Raw genomic sequence first — 18,117 nt, forward strand, 5'->3', positions numbered from 1 at the left:
GTCTCAATGTATTTGATGAAGGCCTTATTAAAGAGATCACTACGTCAAAGGTTTGCTCGGCGATCAACTTGTTGCACGTTTATTGGTTTGACGCACATGCTTTGCTAGAACTCGCGCTCCTTCGCTCTTAACATCAGGTCGTTTCTTCCAAGACCACAGTCGTTCTCTCGCCTCGCGCGCTCTCTCGTTAATGTCGAAAATTGGGGCGAGATATGGCGAGTGTTGTTCTAACTGATACATCGCGGCTTCCATCTGTGTCATCTTCCACGGTTCAAATATCAGTGGCACAGGCACTTGTTGTAATTCAGGTACCCACTTTTTGACAAACTCACCCTCTGAGTCATGTTCTTGTGCCTGCTTGATAGGGTTGTATATACGGATGGTATTAATGCCCGTCACGCCCGCTTGCATCTGGAACTGGGCATAGTGAATACCAGGCTCAAAGTCGAGAAAGAGTTGAGCTAGGTGAGTCACTCCTTCGCGCCAATCCATGTTCATGTGGTGGGTAAGGAAACTAACCAACATAGCTCTCATGCGGAAATTGATGTAACCGGTGTAATGTAAGCAGCGCATGCAAGCATCGACTAATGGAAAGCCTGTATTACCGGCTTTCCAAGCCATGAGGTGTTTTTGGTCTGTATCACAAGATTGTGAGAGCAACGCTTCATGGGCCGTATTGGTGCAGCGAAACTCCATCTCACATTCAGATTCGAACTTTTGGATGAAGTGACAATGCCAGTGGAGCCGAGATGATAGGGCAATTAAGCTGCGACGAAAGCCGGGTACGTGCCAATGTTTGAGTAGCTCTTGGTAGACTTCGCGAAGCGATATATTTCCCCATGCAAGATAGGGTGACAAGCGGGTACAGGCATTTCTCGATCTGATTGGGCTAGAGATACTGCGATAGTAGTCTTTACCTCTACGGTTAAAGAAGTCGTGAAGTGTTAGCCATGCAAGCTTACTTCCGCCTGTTTGCATGCCTGAACTTAAACTCGTCCATGACGGGAGTGGACTGAACGAATGGTTAATCTGCTTGGAATCTAGAGTATGTAAGTGTTCACTATTCATTTGAGGCTCGAGTTTTGGGGAACGCATGATTAAAGACCAGTTCTTATCCCAATCTTCTCGGTTCGTTAATCCACGTAAAACAGCGCCCTGCTGAGACTCTTGCCAAGCGATACCTTGGGTATCGAACCATCCCTTGAGCAAGCGATCGCGCTCGAAGGTGCAATTCAAGCCGATCTCTTGATGGGAATAAACAGTATCAATTCGGTACTTAGATTGTATCTCTTGGAAGCACTCTAACGCTTCTCCCTGCATTACAGAGATCTGATGTCCGTGATGAGCTAATGTTTCGTTCATACAATCAAGAGACTGCCACACAAAGCGCCAATGCCTCTCTGAATAGTGTGGGTTGTTCAGCAATGAAGGCTCAAATATGTAGAGCAAAATTGTAGGATGTTCTGAGGACAGTGCGTTGGATAAAGGGGCGTGGTCAGTGAGCCGAAGGTCGCGTTTGAACCATAAGATGTTGATTGATTCCATGTGGTATCTCTTTTTTTGAACCACTACGTAGCAACAAACAAAATGTCTCAATTTTTCCGATAAGTAACGACGAGAGTTGGCGAACTTGAAGGGTACACATGATGAAGAGGGTAGGGGACATTACTATATTGGCAGAGATTGAGTGTGATTGAATGGGTCAATCAATTTGTAAGTGAGCGGCGAGTTTCGGTGACGGTACACTGTCATCTCAAGTACAGTATTCATATAAGTTGTTCGTTAAACCATACAATTCGATGGTGCCCTTTAGTTCAAAACCTACTTTCGTTAGTACTCGGTTTGAACCTTTGTTACTGGGGAAGGTAACAGCTAGCACAGTATCCAACGATAGAGCTTTAACGGCATGTTGAAGTACCCCAATAGAAGCCTCTGTCGCATACCCTTGATTACAATATTCCGGTAGAAATGCATAACCAAGGTCCGGACTGTCCAACTCGGGGCGTTTCAATACACCACAGATTCCGACAAGTGTCCCCGATTTGCGCAGCGAGACTAGGTTCAGGCCAAAACCGTATGTTTCATAACTCGCCAAAGGACCATTGGTAAGGTAATTTTCAGCGTCTTCTATGGTGCGTATGTTTTTATCGGCAATATTGCGGATAAAAGATTCATCATTGTATAAACGGATGACAAAACCCGCGTCTTTGAGCGTAAGCTGGCGAATAACCAATCTTTCTGTTTTACATACTAACTTCATTGAGAACGCCTCTGATTGTGGTAAAGGTTAGTGGTGGACTTTGGGAGCCGTGTTTAAATGGGAGTGCCAAATATCATGAATCACTCAGGTATGGCTGTTATATAAATATATTTTCGACTTGTTTAATGGCTTTACAAAACATCTTGTGACAATCAAATTCCAGATAACCTCCGAGTTTATGCCAGAAAAAATTGAACTCGTGGCCGCCATCATCTTGTGTGTAGAAGGTCCAGTTGTTTGGCAAACTTTCCGAAACTTCGCACAGGACAAAGTGCCAAAGTTGATTTTGGAAACCACTTTCCCAACTTCTGAGGTATTTAGTACTGGAAACTTTGGATATACCTGACTCTTCTTCAAGCTCTCTAAGCGCTGCGCTTTCTACTGAACTGTCTGTCAGTTCTAACGTACCTTTTATTAACTGCACATCGGCCAAAGGATGTTCGAATACTAACAACTCTAAAGTAGAGCCTGATTTGCGCAGTACTATTGGGCACACTTTAACTTCTCTATTTTGAATCCTTTTAGTCACTGGCTTTTCCTTTGTGTATGACACAGCGTTGATGTAGTGAGCAACGCCATCACTTAGTCTATTGTGCCGAGGTTACTAAAGCTGAATTAAACTGAGAATGCCAAACGCTTTGTATGCTTTCACGAATTCGATGCTATATCCATGAACAGTACAGCAAAAAATCCTAATACGAACCCTAGAAAAGCGAGAATTGTCATTATTGTATCGGGTTCTGAATGAGCTCTTTCGATGTCTGGGTGCTTTATAAAGATTCCCTTTATGGGAAGGCGTTTAAAGTACAATCGTGGATAAAAGCCATACTGTTCTTTGACTTGGTAGGTATAGCGTAATTGTGCTAAAAAGCTTAACAGCATAGCTGAAAAAAAAGCGAAAGATGTAATGTCACCAATGGAATAGCCATAATTGAAGTTGTATACGCTTAAACCAAGGTAGAGAAATAGTAAACCTGAAACTACTTTAAGCGCTTTTTTATGATGGTAAATAGGCTGTAAAACAATGAACGCAATGACATATGTACTTGTAGTGCTAATGATAAGATTCCAGCTCATATGACCTCAAAAATATAACTACCGATTAAATTGCTCGCAACGTAATACATAAACTATCGCATACCACTTTAGTACTAAATTTAACGCGTAGCAAAAATGCTACGTATTGCGAATGCCTTTTAACGGTGCGTTAAATGTTTACTCTCTGAAGCCGTAGATGCGCAACCCTCTATCTGTAATCTCAGTATCGAAATGCCCAACCGAGTTTAAGATACTCAATGCTTCATCTATATCTTGTTGCCAATGTTTAAAGGGCACATTTTCATACCCACTAGGTTTGCCTACTTTGGGGATTTCTAACCACTCAATTCGTTTGTAGGCGAAAGGGCCTGAGCCATAGTCACCTACATACTTTTCCATTAACTCATCTGATTTGGTAAACCAGCCTAGAAACTCATAATCGTTATCAACAAACTTCCAGTAACACTGGTTCAACATCAGTTCTGGCACATCCAATACCGTAAACACTTTACGCCATTTAGCATTTGACATAAGTGATATTGAAAATCGATTTTTAATAACCTTATCTAGGTATTCATCCAATCTAGCTGGCATGTCAAAACCTCCAAGCGTATAACGCCTTGTATGTGTAATTACTCATAGCCAAGCTCTTTATATGTTTCCTTATCATGCTCTGGGTAGGACGTTTCATATACCCCGTAGCTTCGATAGTCATAATATTTCGTCATTGCTTCGAAATGACAATTTGCCTCACAACTCCAAACTAATGTTGAATTTGGCTCAAGAGCAGCTCTTGCTGCATCTCCATGGTTACCAGAAAGGCAAAATGTATCAAGACCATTCGGACAAACCCATAATTCATGCTTCACTAAAGTTACTCCATTACACATAACAGCGCTATTAGACAGCATATTTCTATCTAATTTTTCCTAGTCATCACTATCCTAATGTAAATTGTTTCTAATAAACAGTGACTTAAATTAGTTACCTGTATGTCTGTATCTCTAATATAGAATTAATCTGTATAGTATTACGAGAAGAGTAGCTCGCGTTTGGGGGAGGTTTCGATAGGTGGATGTCATCTTTCGTTTAGTTTGATTATTGGCTAGCATGAACACGCCACGCTCTAAACAAAACTTTGATTCGTAGATGAACCCAACACTAGCTCTGAACGTAAAGTTCTTCTTTTTTAGTGTGGAATTGACGAATGATATTGAGCGAAGAGAGTGAGTCGCGGATTATAGAGATGGCTTGGGAAGATCGGACTCCGTTCGAAGCCATAGAGTTACAGTTTGGGCTGAGTGAACCTGAAGTGATTCGATTTATGAGAAAACAACTGAAACCTGGAAGTTTTAAGCTTTGGCGAGCGAGGGTTTCAGGGCGTAAAACCAAGCATATCAAGTTTCGCGGCTCTGAAGTTACGCGTGGTTATTGCCCAACGCAATATAAGCACCGCTAGGCTAAATTGAAAAAGGCTGAAACTTATATTGAAAGTGTAAGTTTCAGCCTTTTTTGAACTAGATAAAGGGGCTTATTTTAGCTATTGCGTTAGCTAGTCTTGCGTTGCTTTATCCAGTACAGCTTGAATCGCTTCATCCAGTTCTGATTGCAGCTCTTTCGATAAACGGCCAAACTCATAAGAGAAGTTACGACCTTTGACTTTCTTACGTGCAAACATACCTTTACTAGCAAATTCAGCCAGTTGGGTGACTTCAGCTTTGTCAGTGACTTTTTTAGATTCCGCAATTTTCAACTCTGACTTGATCAAAGAGAGTAGGGCTTCTTTGTTCTCGTCATTGCAATGTTCAACCTGAACATTGACAGCTCTTTTACCCAATTTTTGGATAAACGCGGTTAAGCCTTTACTGTCTTCTTGGTATGTCTTCATCACTTTACCAAGCAGCGCATAATCGGTGTGTGATAATGCATTTACTACTGGGAATAAAGCGATAATTCGTTGGTCGATGCTTGCTGCTTTTAGTGCTTTGCTCACGGCTGGGCGGCTGATACCGATCATCGCAGCAACGTCTTCTTGAGTGTAGTTACCACTGCTCATGATCGTTTGGCATTGAAGACCAATTTCGCGTTGGTTGTGTTCTTTCGCCGTTTGTAGCTGTTTCGCTAGTGCTTTAGCATCAGAAGTCGAAATCTCATCTTGAGTGACAAGAATTCTGAACTCCTTTACGCGCCCCTCTTGAAGTAAGAACCAAGCACGACGTCGAGAGCCATCGAGTACATCAATTTGACCATCGACTTCACGACCAACAGCAGGATAAAACTGCTGAAACTCTAGAGAGTTTAAGTCTTCTAGCGACTCTTTAGTTAGCAGGCTTTGGTCGCGACCATTTACGTCGAAAGTAACGTACGTATCTGCTTTTACTTGCTCAAATGACAGTGTCACTTCATTGAAGGTTGCTGTATTACCAGAAGCCAGTTTCCAAACCATTTGCTGGCCAACAGATTCAATACCGAACTTCTCTTGAAGAAAGTCCGCCGCTTTTTGGCCGGACTTTTCAAGTTCCTTAGTTAGTTGGCTAGTCAGCGTTTCCACTGTTGCTTTCGCTGCTGACTGCTGCGCTGCAATGGAGCCAGGTGTATTTCCTAGAGGGCTACCGCCACGTTTCTTAGCCATTAACTATTCTCCTGTTCACGCCACACGTTCAGAATATCGCGAAGGATCTGGCTGGTGACTTCGTAGCTGTTTTGTTGCGCGCTTTGGAAGGTCGCTTTACTTTTTGGGTACTCACTTTTCGACATATCAAAGACTGTCGAAAGAAGAGAAGATGCCTGACGAACCGCTTCGCTGTGTTTGAACTCTTTCGAGTACAGATACGGCGAGAATTGGTCGTATAGGTTGTTCATCAAATCTGTCGTTGTTGAACTATCACGATGATTTGTAAGCAAAATCTTCATGAAGTCATAACCTTGGTGGTTAGCATTCTCTAACAGTGCCCAAACTTGTGGGATGTAGCTAAAGTATGAACAAGTCGCATCGATATCGTTTTCAGTAATAGATAGTGGGAACACCACACTGGTCGCTGCGTAGTATGCGTTAAACGTCGCATAACCAAGCGACGGTGGAGTATCGATGATGATGATATCGAACTCGTCTTGAACACTATCAATAATGTCATGCAGCAGTGAGTATGGTGAAGCCAGAGTTTGGCTAAATACTCGTTCGTGGAACCAACCTTCCATAGCACGATCGCTTTGCGCTGCAGGCAGAATACGCAAGTTAGGGATGGTGGTTTCTAAAAATGCTTCTGAAACGGCTTGCTCAAATGTTTCACCTTCATCTAAATCAAAGGTGCGCATCATAAGATCGCCAACAGAAAGGTAACCTTCTTGTTCCGCTTCTGGAGCGTAGTACATAGAGAGGGTTGCTTGGCCGTCCATGTCGATCAAGCCAACGCGATACTCTTGGTGGAACTCGGTTGCTAGACCAGAAGCAATGGTCGCAGCTGATACGGTTTTACCTACCCCACCTTTTTGGTTTTGGATAACCATAACTTGCGCTTTTTGCTTATCACTGCGGATAAACTTCGCATCTTTGCGTAGATTCTCCGGTAGTAGGTCGCGCACTTTGTACATTTCTGAGATGTCGATAGACCATTGTGAGTCTTCATGGCGACGTGGATCAATCTCCGCAGCTGTTACGTAACGATCCAGTGTTTTCGCATCAATACCTAGGTAAGTTGATGCTTCTGCTCGTGTAAAGTTACGCAATTCTTTGCGATGATTGGCTAATAAACGCTGATTACGACGCTGAATGTACGCGTCTGCACCGGTTTTTAGCTGTTGAAACGTAGTCGTGGTGTTTTGGGTATCCATTTCTGCCTCCATCTAGGGATAAGAAAGAGTATATACCTCAATTTTAAAGGTGGGTAGTAAAAAATGATGGAATTGTTTTTTATAGATGGTCGATTGCGCGAGATGTGACCGATCTCGCGCAAATAATGAACAAATAAACCTGTTTGAAGAGGTAATTTGTTCTATCACCGATATTACATTGAGTAATTCAAGCCTACCCAGAAAGAGCGTCCAATCTGGTAGTTTGATTCGCTGCCGTTAACTTCATCGAATAGGTTCTTGATTCGTAGGTCAATTGAAGCATTGTGCTGCTTATATATTAGAATTTTGTCTGTATCATCAGTTGAGGTGCAATTTCCCTGAGTGATATTTAAGTCCGTCTTCAATATCTTCACCAAGCAACACTGGGCCATCCAAATCAACCACTTCTGCGTTGGTGGCAATTGGCAAAGCCGCTTTCATAGCGATCGAAGTGCCCAGCATGCAGCCAGCCATAATGGCGAAGCCTTCGTTTCTAGCTTGTTTTTCCAAGAGTAATGCTTCTGTTAACCCGCCCGTCTTGTCGAGTTTGATATTAACCATCTCATAAAGCCCCTTTAGGTCAGCGAGTTGTGCTCTCGTGTGGCAGCTTTCGTCTGCACAGAGTGGAATAGGGTGCTTAATACTGGCTAGGAGTTGGTCTTCTCCTGATGGTAGAGGCTGCTCAATCATGGTGATATCAAAAGGGGCGAGTTGTTCGAATAACTGTTCTAAATCGAGAGAACTCCACGCTTCATTTGCATCCAGTACGATTTTGCTATTCGGAGCTGCGGCTCTCACAGCGGCAACTCGTTCAACCACCGATTCACCATCCAATTTCACTTTTAACAGTGTCGCGCCTTGGTCTACGTATTGCTTGGCTTGCGTTGCCATGGCTTCTGCCTCACCAATGGAGACGGTCATGGCAGTCTCTATTGCTGGGCTAATAGTAAAAGTAGGCGATGGGAAGGATGTCCCTTCTAGCTTGCTAATCAAATCCCAAAGCGCGCAATCTACGGCATTACGTGCTGCGCCTGCTGGCATTGATTGTAAGTGCTGTTTCGCTTCTTGTGGTGAAAGGCTGATTAAGCCCGAGGTCCAGCTTTCTATTTGTGCTATTACTGACTCAACACTCTCACCGTATCTCGGGTAAGGTGTACACTCTCCAATCCCTTGCTGTTGGTCATGAGATATGGTCACCCTTACCGTGTGACAATGAGTTCGTGCGCCTCTTGATATGACAAAAGGGGTCGCCAATTCGATGCTGTACGGAGTCGCTTCTAATAACATGGTCTGTTCTCGCAAGTTAAAAGTTGGCATTGAGATAGCTGGCAATGGACTGGATTCCGAAACGTACAGGGTCAGTAACAGGTACCTGATAAGTCTCTTGCCAATCTGCACAGAGCGCTTTGGCTTCCTCTTCACTCAGAGCTGAAGTATTAAGACTAATACCCGCTAATGCAGCTCTTGGGTTTGTTAATCTAGCTGCCGCCAAGTTCGCTTCTATCGTGGCAGAGATTGAAGGGAGTTGGCAATGAGGAAGGTGACGAATGTGAGGTCTACCGACTTCATGGCAAAGTACAAGCGCATCTGCTTGAGCACCATGAAGCAAGCCTAAACTCACTCCTGCAAAGGAAGGATTAAATAAAGAACCTTGTCCCTCGATGATATCCCACTGGTGGTCGTCAAAACTTGGGCTGATCGCTTCTACTGCGCCAGAAATGAAATCGGCAATGACAGCGTCGATTGAGATACCATCGCCTGCAACGAGAATCCCAGTTTGACCCGTCGCTTTGAATTGCGCATCGAACTCAAGTTCCTTTAAGGCTTTTTCTAAAGCCAGAGCGGTAAACATTTTACCGACTGAACAATCCGTTCCGACGGTGAGAAGGCGTTTACCTTGGCGAGTTTTGCCTGTACCCACAGCTAAAGGCGCATCGTAATGACGTACATCGTGAAGTTGAGTTTTCTCTTTGGTTTGAAGCTCTGCAAGTTCCGGGATTTCAGTGAGGCGGGAGTGCATGCCCGATGCGATACTAAACCCGAGTTGTGCTGCTTTGATTAGTGTCGGTTTCCAAGTTTCAGGGATTACGCCTCCGGCATTGGCAGTACCGATGACTAGCGTTTTTGCGCCTTTATCTAGGGCTTCCTCTAACGTGAGATCATCGAGCCCTAGAGAGACTGTATCTGTCGTTAGTCTCAGTTCTCCAACGCACAGTTCAGGTCGCCATAGCGCAATACCGCGCGCCGTTTTGGCAGAAATTGGATCAGTAACGTCGCCTAAGAAGAGTAAGTAGGGTTGAGCGATAGACATGAAGCATCCTTGTTATCCTGTTGAATTGAAAACAGAGTAGTGGTTCACCGTGAACGGTTCGAATGCTTATTTGTTGGTTGCCTATAACAACAGGTTATAGGCTCGCTTCTAGTTGTTGGACGAAGTTTCTTGCTGAAATACTTAATGGGTTGTGTTCGGCATAAAGTAACGACACGGTAATATCAATGGCGGGTATTAATTTGGCCGTGTGTACTCGATCTTTGTATTGGCTTGCTGTCCAAGGGTCGACAATCGCGCAACCGACTTGGTGCACGACTAACTCGGCTGCGGTACTGTAGTTTCTCACTGATACCGAAGGGTGGTAATCGGGTTCGAGTGTATGTATGGTTTGATGAAGCTGTGCTCCTAACGGGTCACGATTGTCGAGACCAATGAGTGTTTTGTCACAGCTCAGTAACTGTTTCAGGCTGATAACGTCATCATTTGAATCTTGAGGCGGCGTGATGACACACATCTCAGAGGTTATTAATGTTTTTTGAACGAGAGAGTGTGGAGCATCATTGCCAAAGCAGATCGCAAGATCGATCTGGTTCTTTAATAGGGCATCGCATAGTTCATCTTGATTCCCTGTCGAGATCTCTATGTTGTAATCCCCACTGTTGCAGAGCTGGGCGATAAGAGGTGACAACATAGTGGAAGAGAGAATTGGAGGTGCACCGATTGTAAGGTGCTTTTCCCCTGCTTTAATTTTATTTGTCAGGTTCCGAAATTGACCCAACTGCTGATAGATTTTTTCTGCTTCGGGAAGGAGGAGATGTGCTTCTTTGGTTGGGACCAATCTTCCTTTGATGCGTTCAAACAGCGCGAACCCTAATTGCTGTTCAGTGTGAGAGAGAACACGAGTGACGTTTGGCTGTGAAACATGAAGGTGTTTAGCTGCGCCAGAGACGGTGCCTGATTTCATGACAGCATAAAAGATCTCAAGTTGTCTTAGATTCACGTCGTCAACCGCCATTAATTTCAAGTCTCATCACAGTAAATGAAAAACTTAGGTAATTAAAGTGGAAAATTATCTTGTGAATTTGGAACTATTGAATGAATTGAAGGCTTATGGTTGAGAATAAGGTGCTAGAAAATATTCGGATGTTATTTAAATTAAGAAAATGAATTGTATTAAATATGAATAATTATTCTAATGAACCGCGATCTTTGTATGTTGTTTAAAACAGTTTAAGTAACTAAGCAATAACTTAACTGTATCAAATTATTAAGAACGAATCTTAATTAGGAGAGAGCCCTATCCTTTAGTGGTACCTTCAGTTTAGTAAACTTAGTGTGAAAAATTCAAGTAAAGTCAATCACTAAGTATGGTTCATTTTTGAGACGATGGTGCAAATCCCATAGTTTTTTGGTGGTTTTTGTTTGACATTTAAGATACTTCTTTGGTTGGGGATTCAACACATTTTGTTATTAAAATGTCCAACAGGATTGAAATCTCATTCTGAATATTTTTGTTTTTACTTAAATCATCACTATTGGTAATATTAATTTATAAATTCAAGTTTTACTAATGCTCTCCTATTTGGTGATGAATATCATCCAAGGATATAGGGGGGTATTTTTTTCAATGGAATTCAGACATGACGTCAGTGATTGGTCATCGAATTAACTTACGACTACTTGTCTTATCTTTATGTATCTTGAGTGTCGCTATTACGTTGATGAACGTATTTCATTCAAGCTACCGAGCTCAACACGAATTAATAATCAATAAAAGCTTAGAAGCTAATCGAGTCTATGCTGACAAAATGGCAGCAATGACCGACGTATATGTTGAGCAAGTTATGTCTCAACTAAAGTACAGCGCGAGACTACTCTCCTCTCGGATCAATGATGCGAACTTTGTTACCCAAGAGACCACCAGGCTCAATCAACAGACAGACTCGTTTAACTCAGTGTATGTAGTGGACCAAGATGGTGTGATTGCTTCAATCATGCCAAAGAGTGTCAACCTAAAAGGGGTAAAACTGACATCTGAACGTTCTAGGCAATCACTAAGGGCAAAAGCTCCTCTTATTTCCGACCCGTTTGTATCCCCTGCGGGCAATTATCTTATTAGCATGACGTATCCGATATTTTCCCCTCAAGGTAAATATCTTGGGTATGTAGGTGGTAGTATTTATTTAGAAGATTCCAGTCTTTTGAGTAACTTATTGAGCCGTCATAATTATAAGGATGGTTCGTATCTCTATGTCGTTGATCGAAACCGTTCTCTGATTTATCACCCGCAGAAGAGTCGTATTGGCGAAGTGGTACTGGGAAATGATGCTGTAGAAACAGTACTGAATGTTGGCGATGGCTCTAAGGGAATTGTCAATACTCAAGGAGTTGCTATGTTATCGGGTTTTGCCATGGTGAAAAGCACTGGCTGGGGGATAATAGCTCAAACTCCGAAAGACCGAGCTATTATGGAGTTAGAGACACAAATGCAGTACGTTATGTTTGAGTCGATTCCAGTCGGAATAGGCACTTTGATCTTCATTTGGATTTCAGCAATTTGTATTTCAAGGCCATTGTGGCAGCTCGCTAACACCGTTAATAAATTCGATACCACGCATTCTCTATCTGCTGAATTGAGTAATGTTAACCCTTGGTATTTTGAAGCGTCACAACTGAAAGTGAGCTGCGAGAATACCTTCAATTTAGTATCGAATCAGATAGAGAAACTGCATTCCGAGAACCTGACTGATCCAATGACAGGCCTTTTGAATCGCCGAGGGTTGAAGCGAGCAATCGAGAATTTTCAAAATAATGGAAAACCAGTATCTGTGTTGGCATTGGATATTGATCATTTCAAAGCCGTAAATGATAAATATGGCCACCAGTTTGGTGATCAGTTGCTTAAACAAACTGCACAGTTGATGAAAGCTCAGGTGAGAGATGCAGATGTTGTGTGTCGTTCAGGTGGGGAAGAGTTCATCATCTTTTTGGATGGTTCAAACATGGAAGTGGCGTATGAGATTGCAGAGCGCATTCGTCTCTCGATTGAGTCGGATATCACCTCTTTAGAAGAAGGCGCCACAATCTCTATTGGTGTCGCTCAGTGGTACGGCGATACTACACCTATATCGTTGACGTTGGAATTGGCAGACAATGCTTTATATACAGCGAAAAGAAATGGTCGGAATAGAACGGAGCTCTTCTCTTAAATTCTAATCTATTGAGTAGGGGAGCGGTGCAAATAACCGCGCCCCTATTTTATTTCAGGCTGAACATGTCGAACTTGTAGTGTTAGACAAAGGATTGATCTAGATAGAACTGCATTTCTGATTGTGGAACCATACCACCCCCTGTCGCCCATACTAGATGAGTTGCGTTAGCCATTTTAATATCGTCGAAGCCCATTTGTGCTCGGTATTTATTACTATTGGTTAAAATCACCGGACCGATCATGCCTGCGAGGGCGGAGGGCTCAAGCTGAATGTCTTCCAATTCGCTGAGTTGGCGAAGAAGGCGATACATACGTGCATCAGAGATGGTGATGTATCCGTCTAACAGTCTTTCCATCGCTCGACCAACAAAGCCAGAAGCGCGACCGACAGCGAGCCCGTCTGCAGCGGTGATATTATCGATACCAATATCTTGAACACTGATGTTATCGTGCAATCCCGTGTGAACCCCCAGGAACATGCAAGGTGAGTGGGTAGGTTCGGCAAAAATACAATGGACGTGATCACCGAATGCCGCTTTTAGTCCGAACGCGACGCCCCCCGGACCTCCGCCAACGCCACAAGGAAGGTAAACAAACAGTGGATGCTCAGCATCGACGACGATATTCTTCTCAGCAAACTGCTGCTTTAAGCGCTCTCCGGCCACGGAATACCCAAGAAACAACGATTGTGAGTTCTCATCATCAATGAAAAAGCAGTTCGGATCTTTCTCTGCTTCTTTGCGTCCTTGAGCAACAGCCACTCCGTAGTCTTGTTCGTACTCGACAACCGTTACTCCATGAGAACGCAGTTTGTCTTTTTTCCAAGCCTTGGCATCTGCCGACATATGAACTGAGACAGAGAAGCCCAACTTTGCACTCATAATTCCGATAGACAACCCAAGATTCCCTGTTGATCCAACGGCGATGCTGAATTGGCTAAAGAATGCTTTGAATGGTTCGGTTGCTAACAGGGTGTAGTCATCACCTTCATTGAGCATCCCCGCGTCGATGGCCAGTTTCTCTGCGAGCACGAGTACTTCATAGATACCACCTCTGGCTTTAATCGAGCCCGAAATAGGTAAGTGGCTGTCTTTCTTTAGCATCAACTGTCCAGCGATATGGGTTGTGTACTCGCTGTCTAAAGTTGCTTTCATCGCTGGAATGGAGACAACATCAGATTCGATGATGCCGTTACTCTTTTGGGTGTCTGGAAAAACATGAGCTAGGTAAGGAGCGAATCGCTTTAGTCTGTCACTGGCATCTTTGATGTCGCTCTTATCCAGTCCAACATGTGGCAACCCATCCTCAAAGCTAGTGATAGCAGGGTTGAACCAAGAGGTTTCCTTAAGTGAGATCAACTCTTTGATAAGCGGATACTGTTGGGTGAGTTGGTCAATTGCGATCGTCATCTTGATACCTTTCATTGTGACAAGTGGAGGTGAGTGTATATCGATAAGCACCTACTCACCAAAGCCTTTTGATCTGATTAGATAGGTTTTAAAGGTTGTTAGCAAATGGCGATAACGCACACTTAGCTCAGCTAGATTCAAATCAAAGCGACAAGACTACTAGCTTCTGACATACAATTGACAAAAATATCTAGACCGACCGGTTTGTATTGGCTATTCTGTAGCAAATTAACTACGAGGTGCTGTATGAAATATGATCTAACACCAGTGCAAATGGAAAATGCTCTCAGCTCTATGAAGAAAGAATTTGCAGCGAACCCGATGCCAAGTCAGGTGAGCAGAATTAAGAAACTAACGGAGCTTAAGTTCGCGCTGATCGAATATACAGACAAACTTTGTACAGCAGTCAGCCTAGACTACGGACATCGCAGCCAACTGGACACATTGATGGCGGATATCGTGCCTTGTATCGGTAATATTGATCATACGATTGACTGTCTGCCTCACTGGATGATGTCGTCAATTCGCCACTCCGGTGCTTTGCTTTCTACATCTCGAGTTGAAGTGGTCTACCAACCTAGGGGTGTGGTTGGGATTGTTACACCATGGAACTTTCCAATCATGCTTTCCATTGGGCCCCTGATATCCGCGCTGGCAGCAGGTAACCGAGCGATGATAAAAATGAGTGAATTTACCCCATATACCAACCAAGTGTTGGGCGAAATGCTCGCAACGGTATTTGACCACTGTGAAGTTCAAATTGTGGAGGGTGAAGCCGATATTGCAGCGTCGTTTACATCGTTAAGCTTTGATCACATGTTGTTTACGGGGTCCACGCAAGTTGGTCGCCACGTAATGAAAGCTGCTGCGGGCAATTTAACCCCTGTTACTCTTGAGTTAGGCGGTAAATCGCCAGTCATAGTTGCAGAAGACATGCCAGTCGATATTGCAGTAGAACGCATCATTTATGGCAAAAGTCTTAACAATGGGCAAGTCTGCGTAGCCCCTGATTACATATTGTTGCCAGAGAGCAAAATTGAGCCGTTTATTGACGAGTACAAGTCTCAGTACCAAAGCTTGTTTGTTGAAGGAGTGTATTCGAAGAACCTGACCTCAATGGCGAATCAAAGGCAGTATGATCGAATCATGGCGTTACTGGGTGAAGAAGAGCAGGCAGAAACTCGAATTGAATTCTGCCATAGCGATGCACTTGATCCTGATAACCATAGATTAGTTACCCATTTATTGGTTGAACCAAGTTTGACCTCTACTGTTATGACAGAAGAAATCTTTGGTCCTTTACTGCCAATTATCGGGTATCAAAATATCGAACAGGCGTTTTCCATCGTTAATAGTAAGCCTCGACCTCTCGCGTTATACCTGATGACTTTTGATCGAGACTTGCAAGCGGAAGTGAAAACTCGAGTTCATTCTGGGGGAATGTGCATCAATGACTGTGTGTTCCACTTGGCTGTGGATGACGCTCCGTTTGGTGGTGTTGGAGAGTCTGGGTTGGGGCACTATCACGGTAAAGAAGGGTTTCTCACTTTTTCTCATGCTAAAACCGTAATGGAAACGGGCTTGGACCATAGAGTAAAACACTTGTTTTCAGCTGAAGATAACGAATTGAAATCAGCAGTTATGAATATGTTTGGTAAATAGCGAATTATTTAAATTAAGTTGTAAGGTTATTAATATGTTAGAGCGTTTTTTTGAAAAGACGATCAAGTCTTATTTGATCATCACAGGTCTACTGACTGCCACCGCATTCTCTACGTTTTTGGCACCAGAGTGGAGCATGAGGACTCTGTTTTCCTACAACGACGTGATGATGATGAATAAAGAGTATCTGCAAGGAACCTATCAGCACTGGGGAGTGATGGTAGGTTGTATTGGTGTTTTGCTCATGTTCTCTGCGAAATACAAACAGCTTAGAACCTCGACCATGATTTACAGCGCGTTCGAGAAATCCATGTTTGTTGGAATTTTTTTATACAACATTTGTATCAATGATTACCAATGGTTCTACGGTTGGAGTGGTGTGTTCGTGCTTGATGCGTTCGTCACGATTTATTCATTAGTATATCTTTATTACTACTTGACTAGAGATAAATCTCAAACGCCAGCTCACCTGCGTTGATCACCTAGTTAAAGCTAAGCCCGCATACTGCGGGCTTTTTTTCGTTCTAGTCTGAGTAAAAACCGTGAGATCAAAAAGATCTTTCTTGACACATAATTGACATTACTGCACTAGACCGACCGGTTTGTATTGGCCTATTATTTAATCATTAAATGACAAGAGGCAATACTCATGACAAACCAAAACTTTAACTATCAGCTAAAAACCACGATACACGCGCAAGAAAATGGCATTGCAAACATCCCAATGTTATTTGCTCGACTTGGTGCGAAGCGCGTCGTGCTCTTCTCGGATCAAGGATTAAAGCAACTGGGTTACATTGAAAAGTTCTCCGCTCTATTTGAAGGCCAGCGCCAAGTCGAATTGGTTGGTATCTATACTGACATTGAGCCTGATGCAACATGTAACAACATTAATGCTGCGATCGCTTACGCTCATAGCGTGCAAGCTGATGCGATCCTCTCGGTAGGCGGTGGCAGTGTTATTGATGCGTCAAAAGGAGTGAAGTACGCATTTCACAAAAACATTAATGACATTCGTTCTATTATCTCGGGGGGTGGGCACATGGAGGTGTGGCCAAATAATCAAGACATCAACATCCCTCATATTGCTGTTCCTACTACTGCGGGCACCGGTGCTGAAGCGTCACCTATCGCAGTCTTTTTCAACGAACACGAAAACATTAAGGCCAGCTTAGTTGCTTCTGGCTTGGAAGCAGACATTGCTGTACTTGACCCAACGCTAACCACAAAGCTTCCAACTCACTTAACTCGTTCAACTGCGATGGACGCGCTGACCCATGCGGTTGAAGCGATTGTGTCTCCAATGAGCAATAGTTTCACGGATGCTTATGGCATTCATGCTGCGAAGTTGATTATTGATAATTTACCTTTGGCACTAGAGCAACCAGACAACTTAGTTGCGAGAGCAAACCTATTGCAGGCGAGCACTATGGCTATTTCTGCGTTCTATGCTTCGCTGGGCGGTATTCCAATTCATAATTGTGCTCATGCATTTGGGGCGATCAGTCACATTCCACATGGGGACGCAAATACTGTCTTAATGCCAATTGTGGTGGAAGCTTTACCTGAATTCTATGTCCCGAATGCACCTAAATTAGCCGCCGCTTTCTCATTGGAAACCTCAGGCACTAATGAAATGGCTTATCAGCGAGTTCTTGGATTTTTGCGTGAGTTCCAAGTTCGTATTGGAGCGATGCAACGTTTTAACCAGTGGAGTTTCGATGATTCAATTAAGCAGGAGATTGCTCAAGCGATAGAAAAGGATATCAGTTTTCAGTTTTATCCAATGACCCCTCAAGCTATTTCCAACATCATTGAAGGTGCTGTTTAGTTGCACGTTATCGATATATCCATTTAGGAGGCTGACGATGAAAATAGAAAATGTACTTCTATCGGCGTTAATCGTTTTTGCGCCATTAGTGCTGTTTATTTAGTTTTTTGAAAACAAGGACGTTTTGTTTTTCGTGTCTGAGGAGGCGAATCATGCCGTATAAACGTTTAATTTTAGCTTTGTTTTCTTTGTCTGCTTGCGCGTTGTTTTGGATTCCGTTGAGCTCTGCCAATCCGGCCTACTCTGAGTCGTCGAATGCATCTCAAAGGCTAGTCGTGGCGATGTTAGAGAAAGCTTATGCCGGAGACCCTCACGCTCAGGTGGGAATTGCTCATCACTATTTAGACGGAACACACCTGGAGCAAAGTGAAGAAAAGGCTGCCCAATGGTTCAAAACGGCCGCAACGGCAGGTAACCCAGAAGCTCAAACTCAGCTCGGCCTCATGTACTTTTCTGGCAGCGGCGTCCAAGCCAATCAATCGCAAGCGGTGGTCTGGCTTGGGAAGGCTGCAGAACAAGATTACGACCCTGCGCTCGACTTATTACATTGGATGTCCCAAGCCGCGCACTGATTCTAATACACATTTTTCACAGTAATTGGAG

17 protein-coding genes are annotated in these 18,117 nt (G+C 43.5%); 6 read left to right on the forward strand and 11 right to left on the reverse strand.

Going from position 1 to position 18,117, the window contains the following annotated elements:
* Nucleotides 1-63: 63 nt before the first annotated feature.
* From OCV50_RS22875 to OCV50_RS22895, 5 genes are all read right to left on the reverse strand, one after another.
* Nucleotides 64-1,545: a cryptochrome/deoxyribodipyrimidine photo-lyase family protein gene (locus OCV50_RS22875; RefSeq protein ID WP_261905297.1), complete on the reverse strand. Its 1,482-nt coding sequence runs from the start codon at nt 1,543-1,545 to the stop codon at nt 64-66.
* Nucleotides 1,546-1,753: 208 nt separating this feature from the next.
* The gene (locus OCV50_RS22880) at nt 1,754-2,260 is read right to left on the reverse strand and encodes a GNAT family N-acetyltransferase (protein WP_261905298.1); all 507 of its coding nucleotides are present in this window, start codon (nt 2,258-2,260) and stop codon (nt 1,754-1,756) included.
* A gap of 97 nt (nt 2,261-2,357) precedes the next feature.
* Nucleotides 2,358-2,789: an NUDIX hydrolase gene (locus tag OCV50_RS22885; RefSeq protein ID WP_261905299.1), complete on the reverse strand. Its 432-nt coding sequence runs from the start codon at nt 2,787-2,789 to the stop codon at nt 2,358-2,360.
* 686 nt (nt 2,790-3,475) lie between these two features.
* Nucleotides 3,476-3,892, reverse strand: a complete 417-nt coding sequence (locus OCV50_RS22890) for a DUF6678 family protein (protein WP_261905300.1) — start codon at nt 3,890-3,892, stop codon at nt 3,476-3,478.
* 38 nt (nt 3,893-3,930) lie between these two features.
* Nucleotides 3,931-4,167 carry a hypothetical protein gene (locus tag OCV50_RS22895; protein WP_261905301.1) on the reverse strand — a complete coding sequence of 79 codons (237 nt, stop codon included), beginning with the start codon at nt 4,165-4,167 and terminating at the stop codon, nt 3,931-3,933.
* A 338-nt stretch (nt 4,168-4,505) separates the two neighbouring features.
* Between OCV50_RS22895 and OCV50_RS22900 the strand changes: the two genes are divergently transcribed.
* Nucleotides 4,506-4,757: a TIGR03643 family protein gene (locus OCV50_RS22900; protein WP_261905302.1), complete on the forward strand. Its 252-nt coding sequence runs from the start codon at nt 4,506-4,508 to the stop codon at nt 4,755-4,757.
* A gap of 93 nt (nt 4,758-4,850) precedes the next feature.
* On the opposite strand, the gene OCV50_RS22905 is transcribed toward OCV50_RS22900, so the two are convergent.
* The 5 genes from OCV50_RS22905 to OCV50_RS22925 form a co-directional block, all read right to left on the reverse strand.
* Nucleotides 4,851-5,930: a ParB family protein gene (locus tag OCV50_RS22905; protein ID WP_261905303.1), complete on the reverse strand. Its 1,080-nt coding sequence runs from the start codon at nt 5,928-5,930 to the stop codon at nt 4,851-4,853.
* A complete protein-coding gene (locus OCV50_RS22910) occupies nt 5,930-7,129 on the reverse strand; it encodes a ParA family protein (protein ID WP_261905304.1) in 1,200 nt (399 codons plus the stop codon). Before OCV50_RS22910 ends, OCV50_RS22905 begins: the two co-directional genes overlap by 1 nt.
* Nucleotides 7,130-7,447: 318 nt before the next feature.
* The gene (gene dgcA, locus OCV50_RS22915) at nt 7,448-8,416 is read right to left on the reverse strand and encodes an N-acetyl-D-Glu racemase DgcA (RefSeq protein WP_261905305.1); all 969 of its coding nucleotides are present in this window, start codon (nt 8,414-8,416) and stop codon (nt 7,448-7,450) included.
* Between the two features lie 16 nt (nt 8,417-8,432).
* Entirely contained in the window at nt 8,433-9,440 is a 1,008-nt protein-coding gene (gene dgcN, locus OCV50_RS22920; protein WP_261905306.1) for an N-acetyltransferase DgcN, read from the reverse strand.
* A gap of 94 nt (nt 9,441-9,534) precedes the next feature.
* A complete protein-coding gene (locus tag OCV50_RS22925) occupies nt 9,535-10,401 on the reverse strand; it encodes a LysR family transcriptional regulator (RefSeq protein WP_261905307.1) in 867 nt (288 codons plus the stop codon).
* Nucleotides 10,402-11,041: 640 nt separating this feature from the next.
* Here OCV50_RS22925 and OCV50_RS22930 point away from each other — a divergent pair.
* Entirely contained in the window at nt 11,042-12,610 is a 1,569-nt protein-coding gene (locus OCV50_RS22930; RefSeq protein WP_261905308.1) for a sensor domain-containing diguanylate cyclase, read from the forward strand.
* Between the two features lie 82 nt (nt 12,611-12,692).
* Here OCV50_RS22930 and OCV50_RS22935 read toward each other — a convergent pair whose 3' ends face one another.
* On the reverse strand, nt 12,693-14,021 hold the full coding sequence (locus OCV50_RS22935; RefSeq protein WP_261905309.1) for a D-serine ammonia-lyase: 1,329 nt from the start codon (nt 14,019-14,021) through the stop codon (nt 12,693-12,695).
* 246 nt (nt 14,022-14,267) lie between these two features.
* Between OCV50_RS22935 and OCV50_RS22940 the strand changes: the two genes are divergently transcribed.
* The 4 genes from OCV50_RS22940 to OCV50_RS22955 all read left to right on the forward strand — a co-directional run bounded on the left by OCV50_RS22940 (nt 14,268) and on the right by OCV50_RS22955 (nt 18,086).
* Complete coding sequence (locus OCV50_RS22940; protein WP_261905310.1) at nt 14,268-15,683, forward strand: coniferyl aldehyde dehydrogenase; 1,416 nt, start codon at nt 14,268-14,270, stop codon at nt 15,681-15,683.
* 34 nt (nt 15,684-15,717) lie between these two features.
* Nucleotides 15,718-16,161, forward strand: a complete 444-nt coding sequence (locus tag OCV50_RS22945) for a hypothetical protein (RefSeq protein ID WP_261905311.1) — start codon at nt 15,718-15,720, stop codon at nt 16,159-16,161.
* A 171-nt stretch (nt 16,162-16,332) separates the two neighbouring features.
* A complete protein-coding gene (locus tag OCV50_RS22950; RefSeq protein ID WP_261905312.1) occupies nt 16,333-17,514 on the forward strand; it encodes an iron-containing alcohol dehydrogenase in 1,182 nt (393 codons plus the stop codon).
* A gap of 152 nt (nt 17,515-17,666) precedes the next feature.
* Nucleotides 17,667-18,086: a tetratricopeptide repeat protein gene (locus OCV50_RS22955; protein WP_390905179.1), complete on the forward strand. Its 420-nt coding sequence runs from the start codon at nt 17,667-17,669 to the stop codon at nt 18,084-18,086.
* Nucleotides 18,087-18,117: the final 31 nt, after the last annotated feature.

Source organism: Vibrio fortis (assembly GCF_024347475.1).
GTDB lineage: Bacteria > Pseudomonadota > Gammaproteobacteria > Enterobacterales > Vibrionaceae > Vibrio > Vibrio fortis.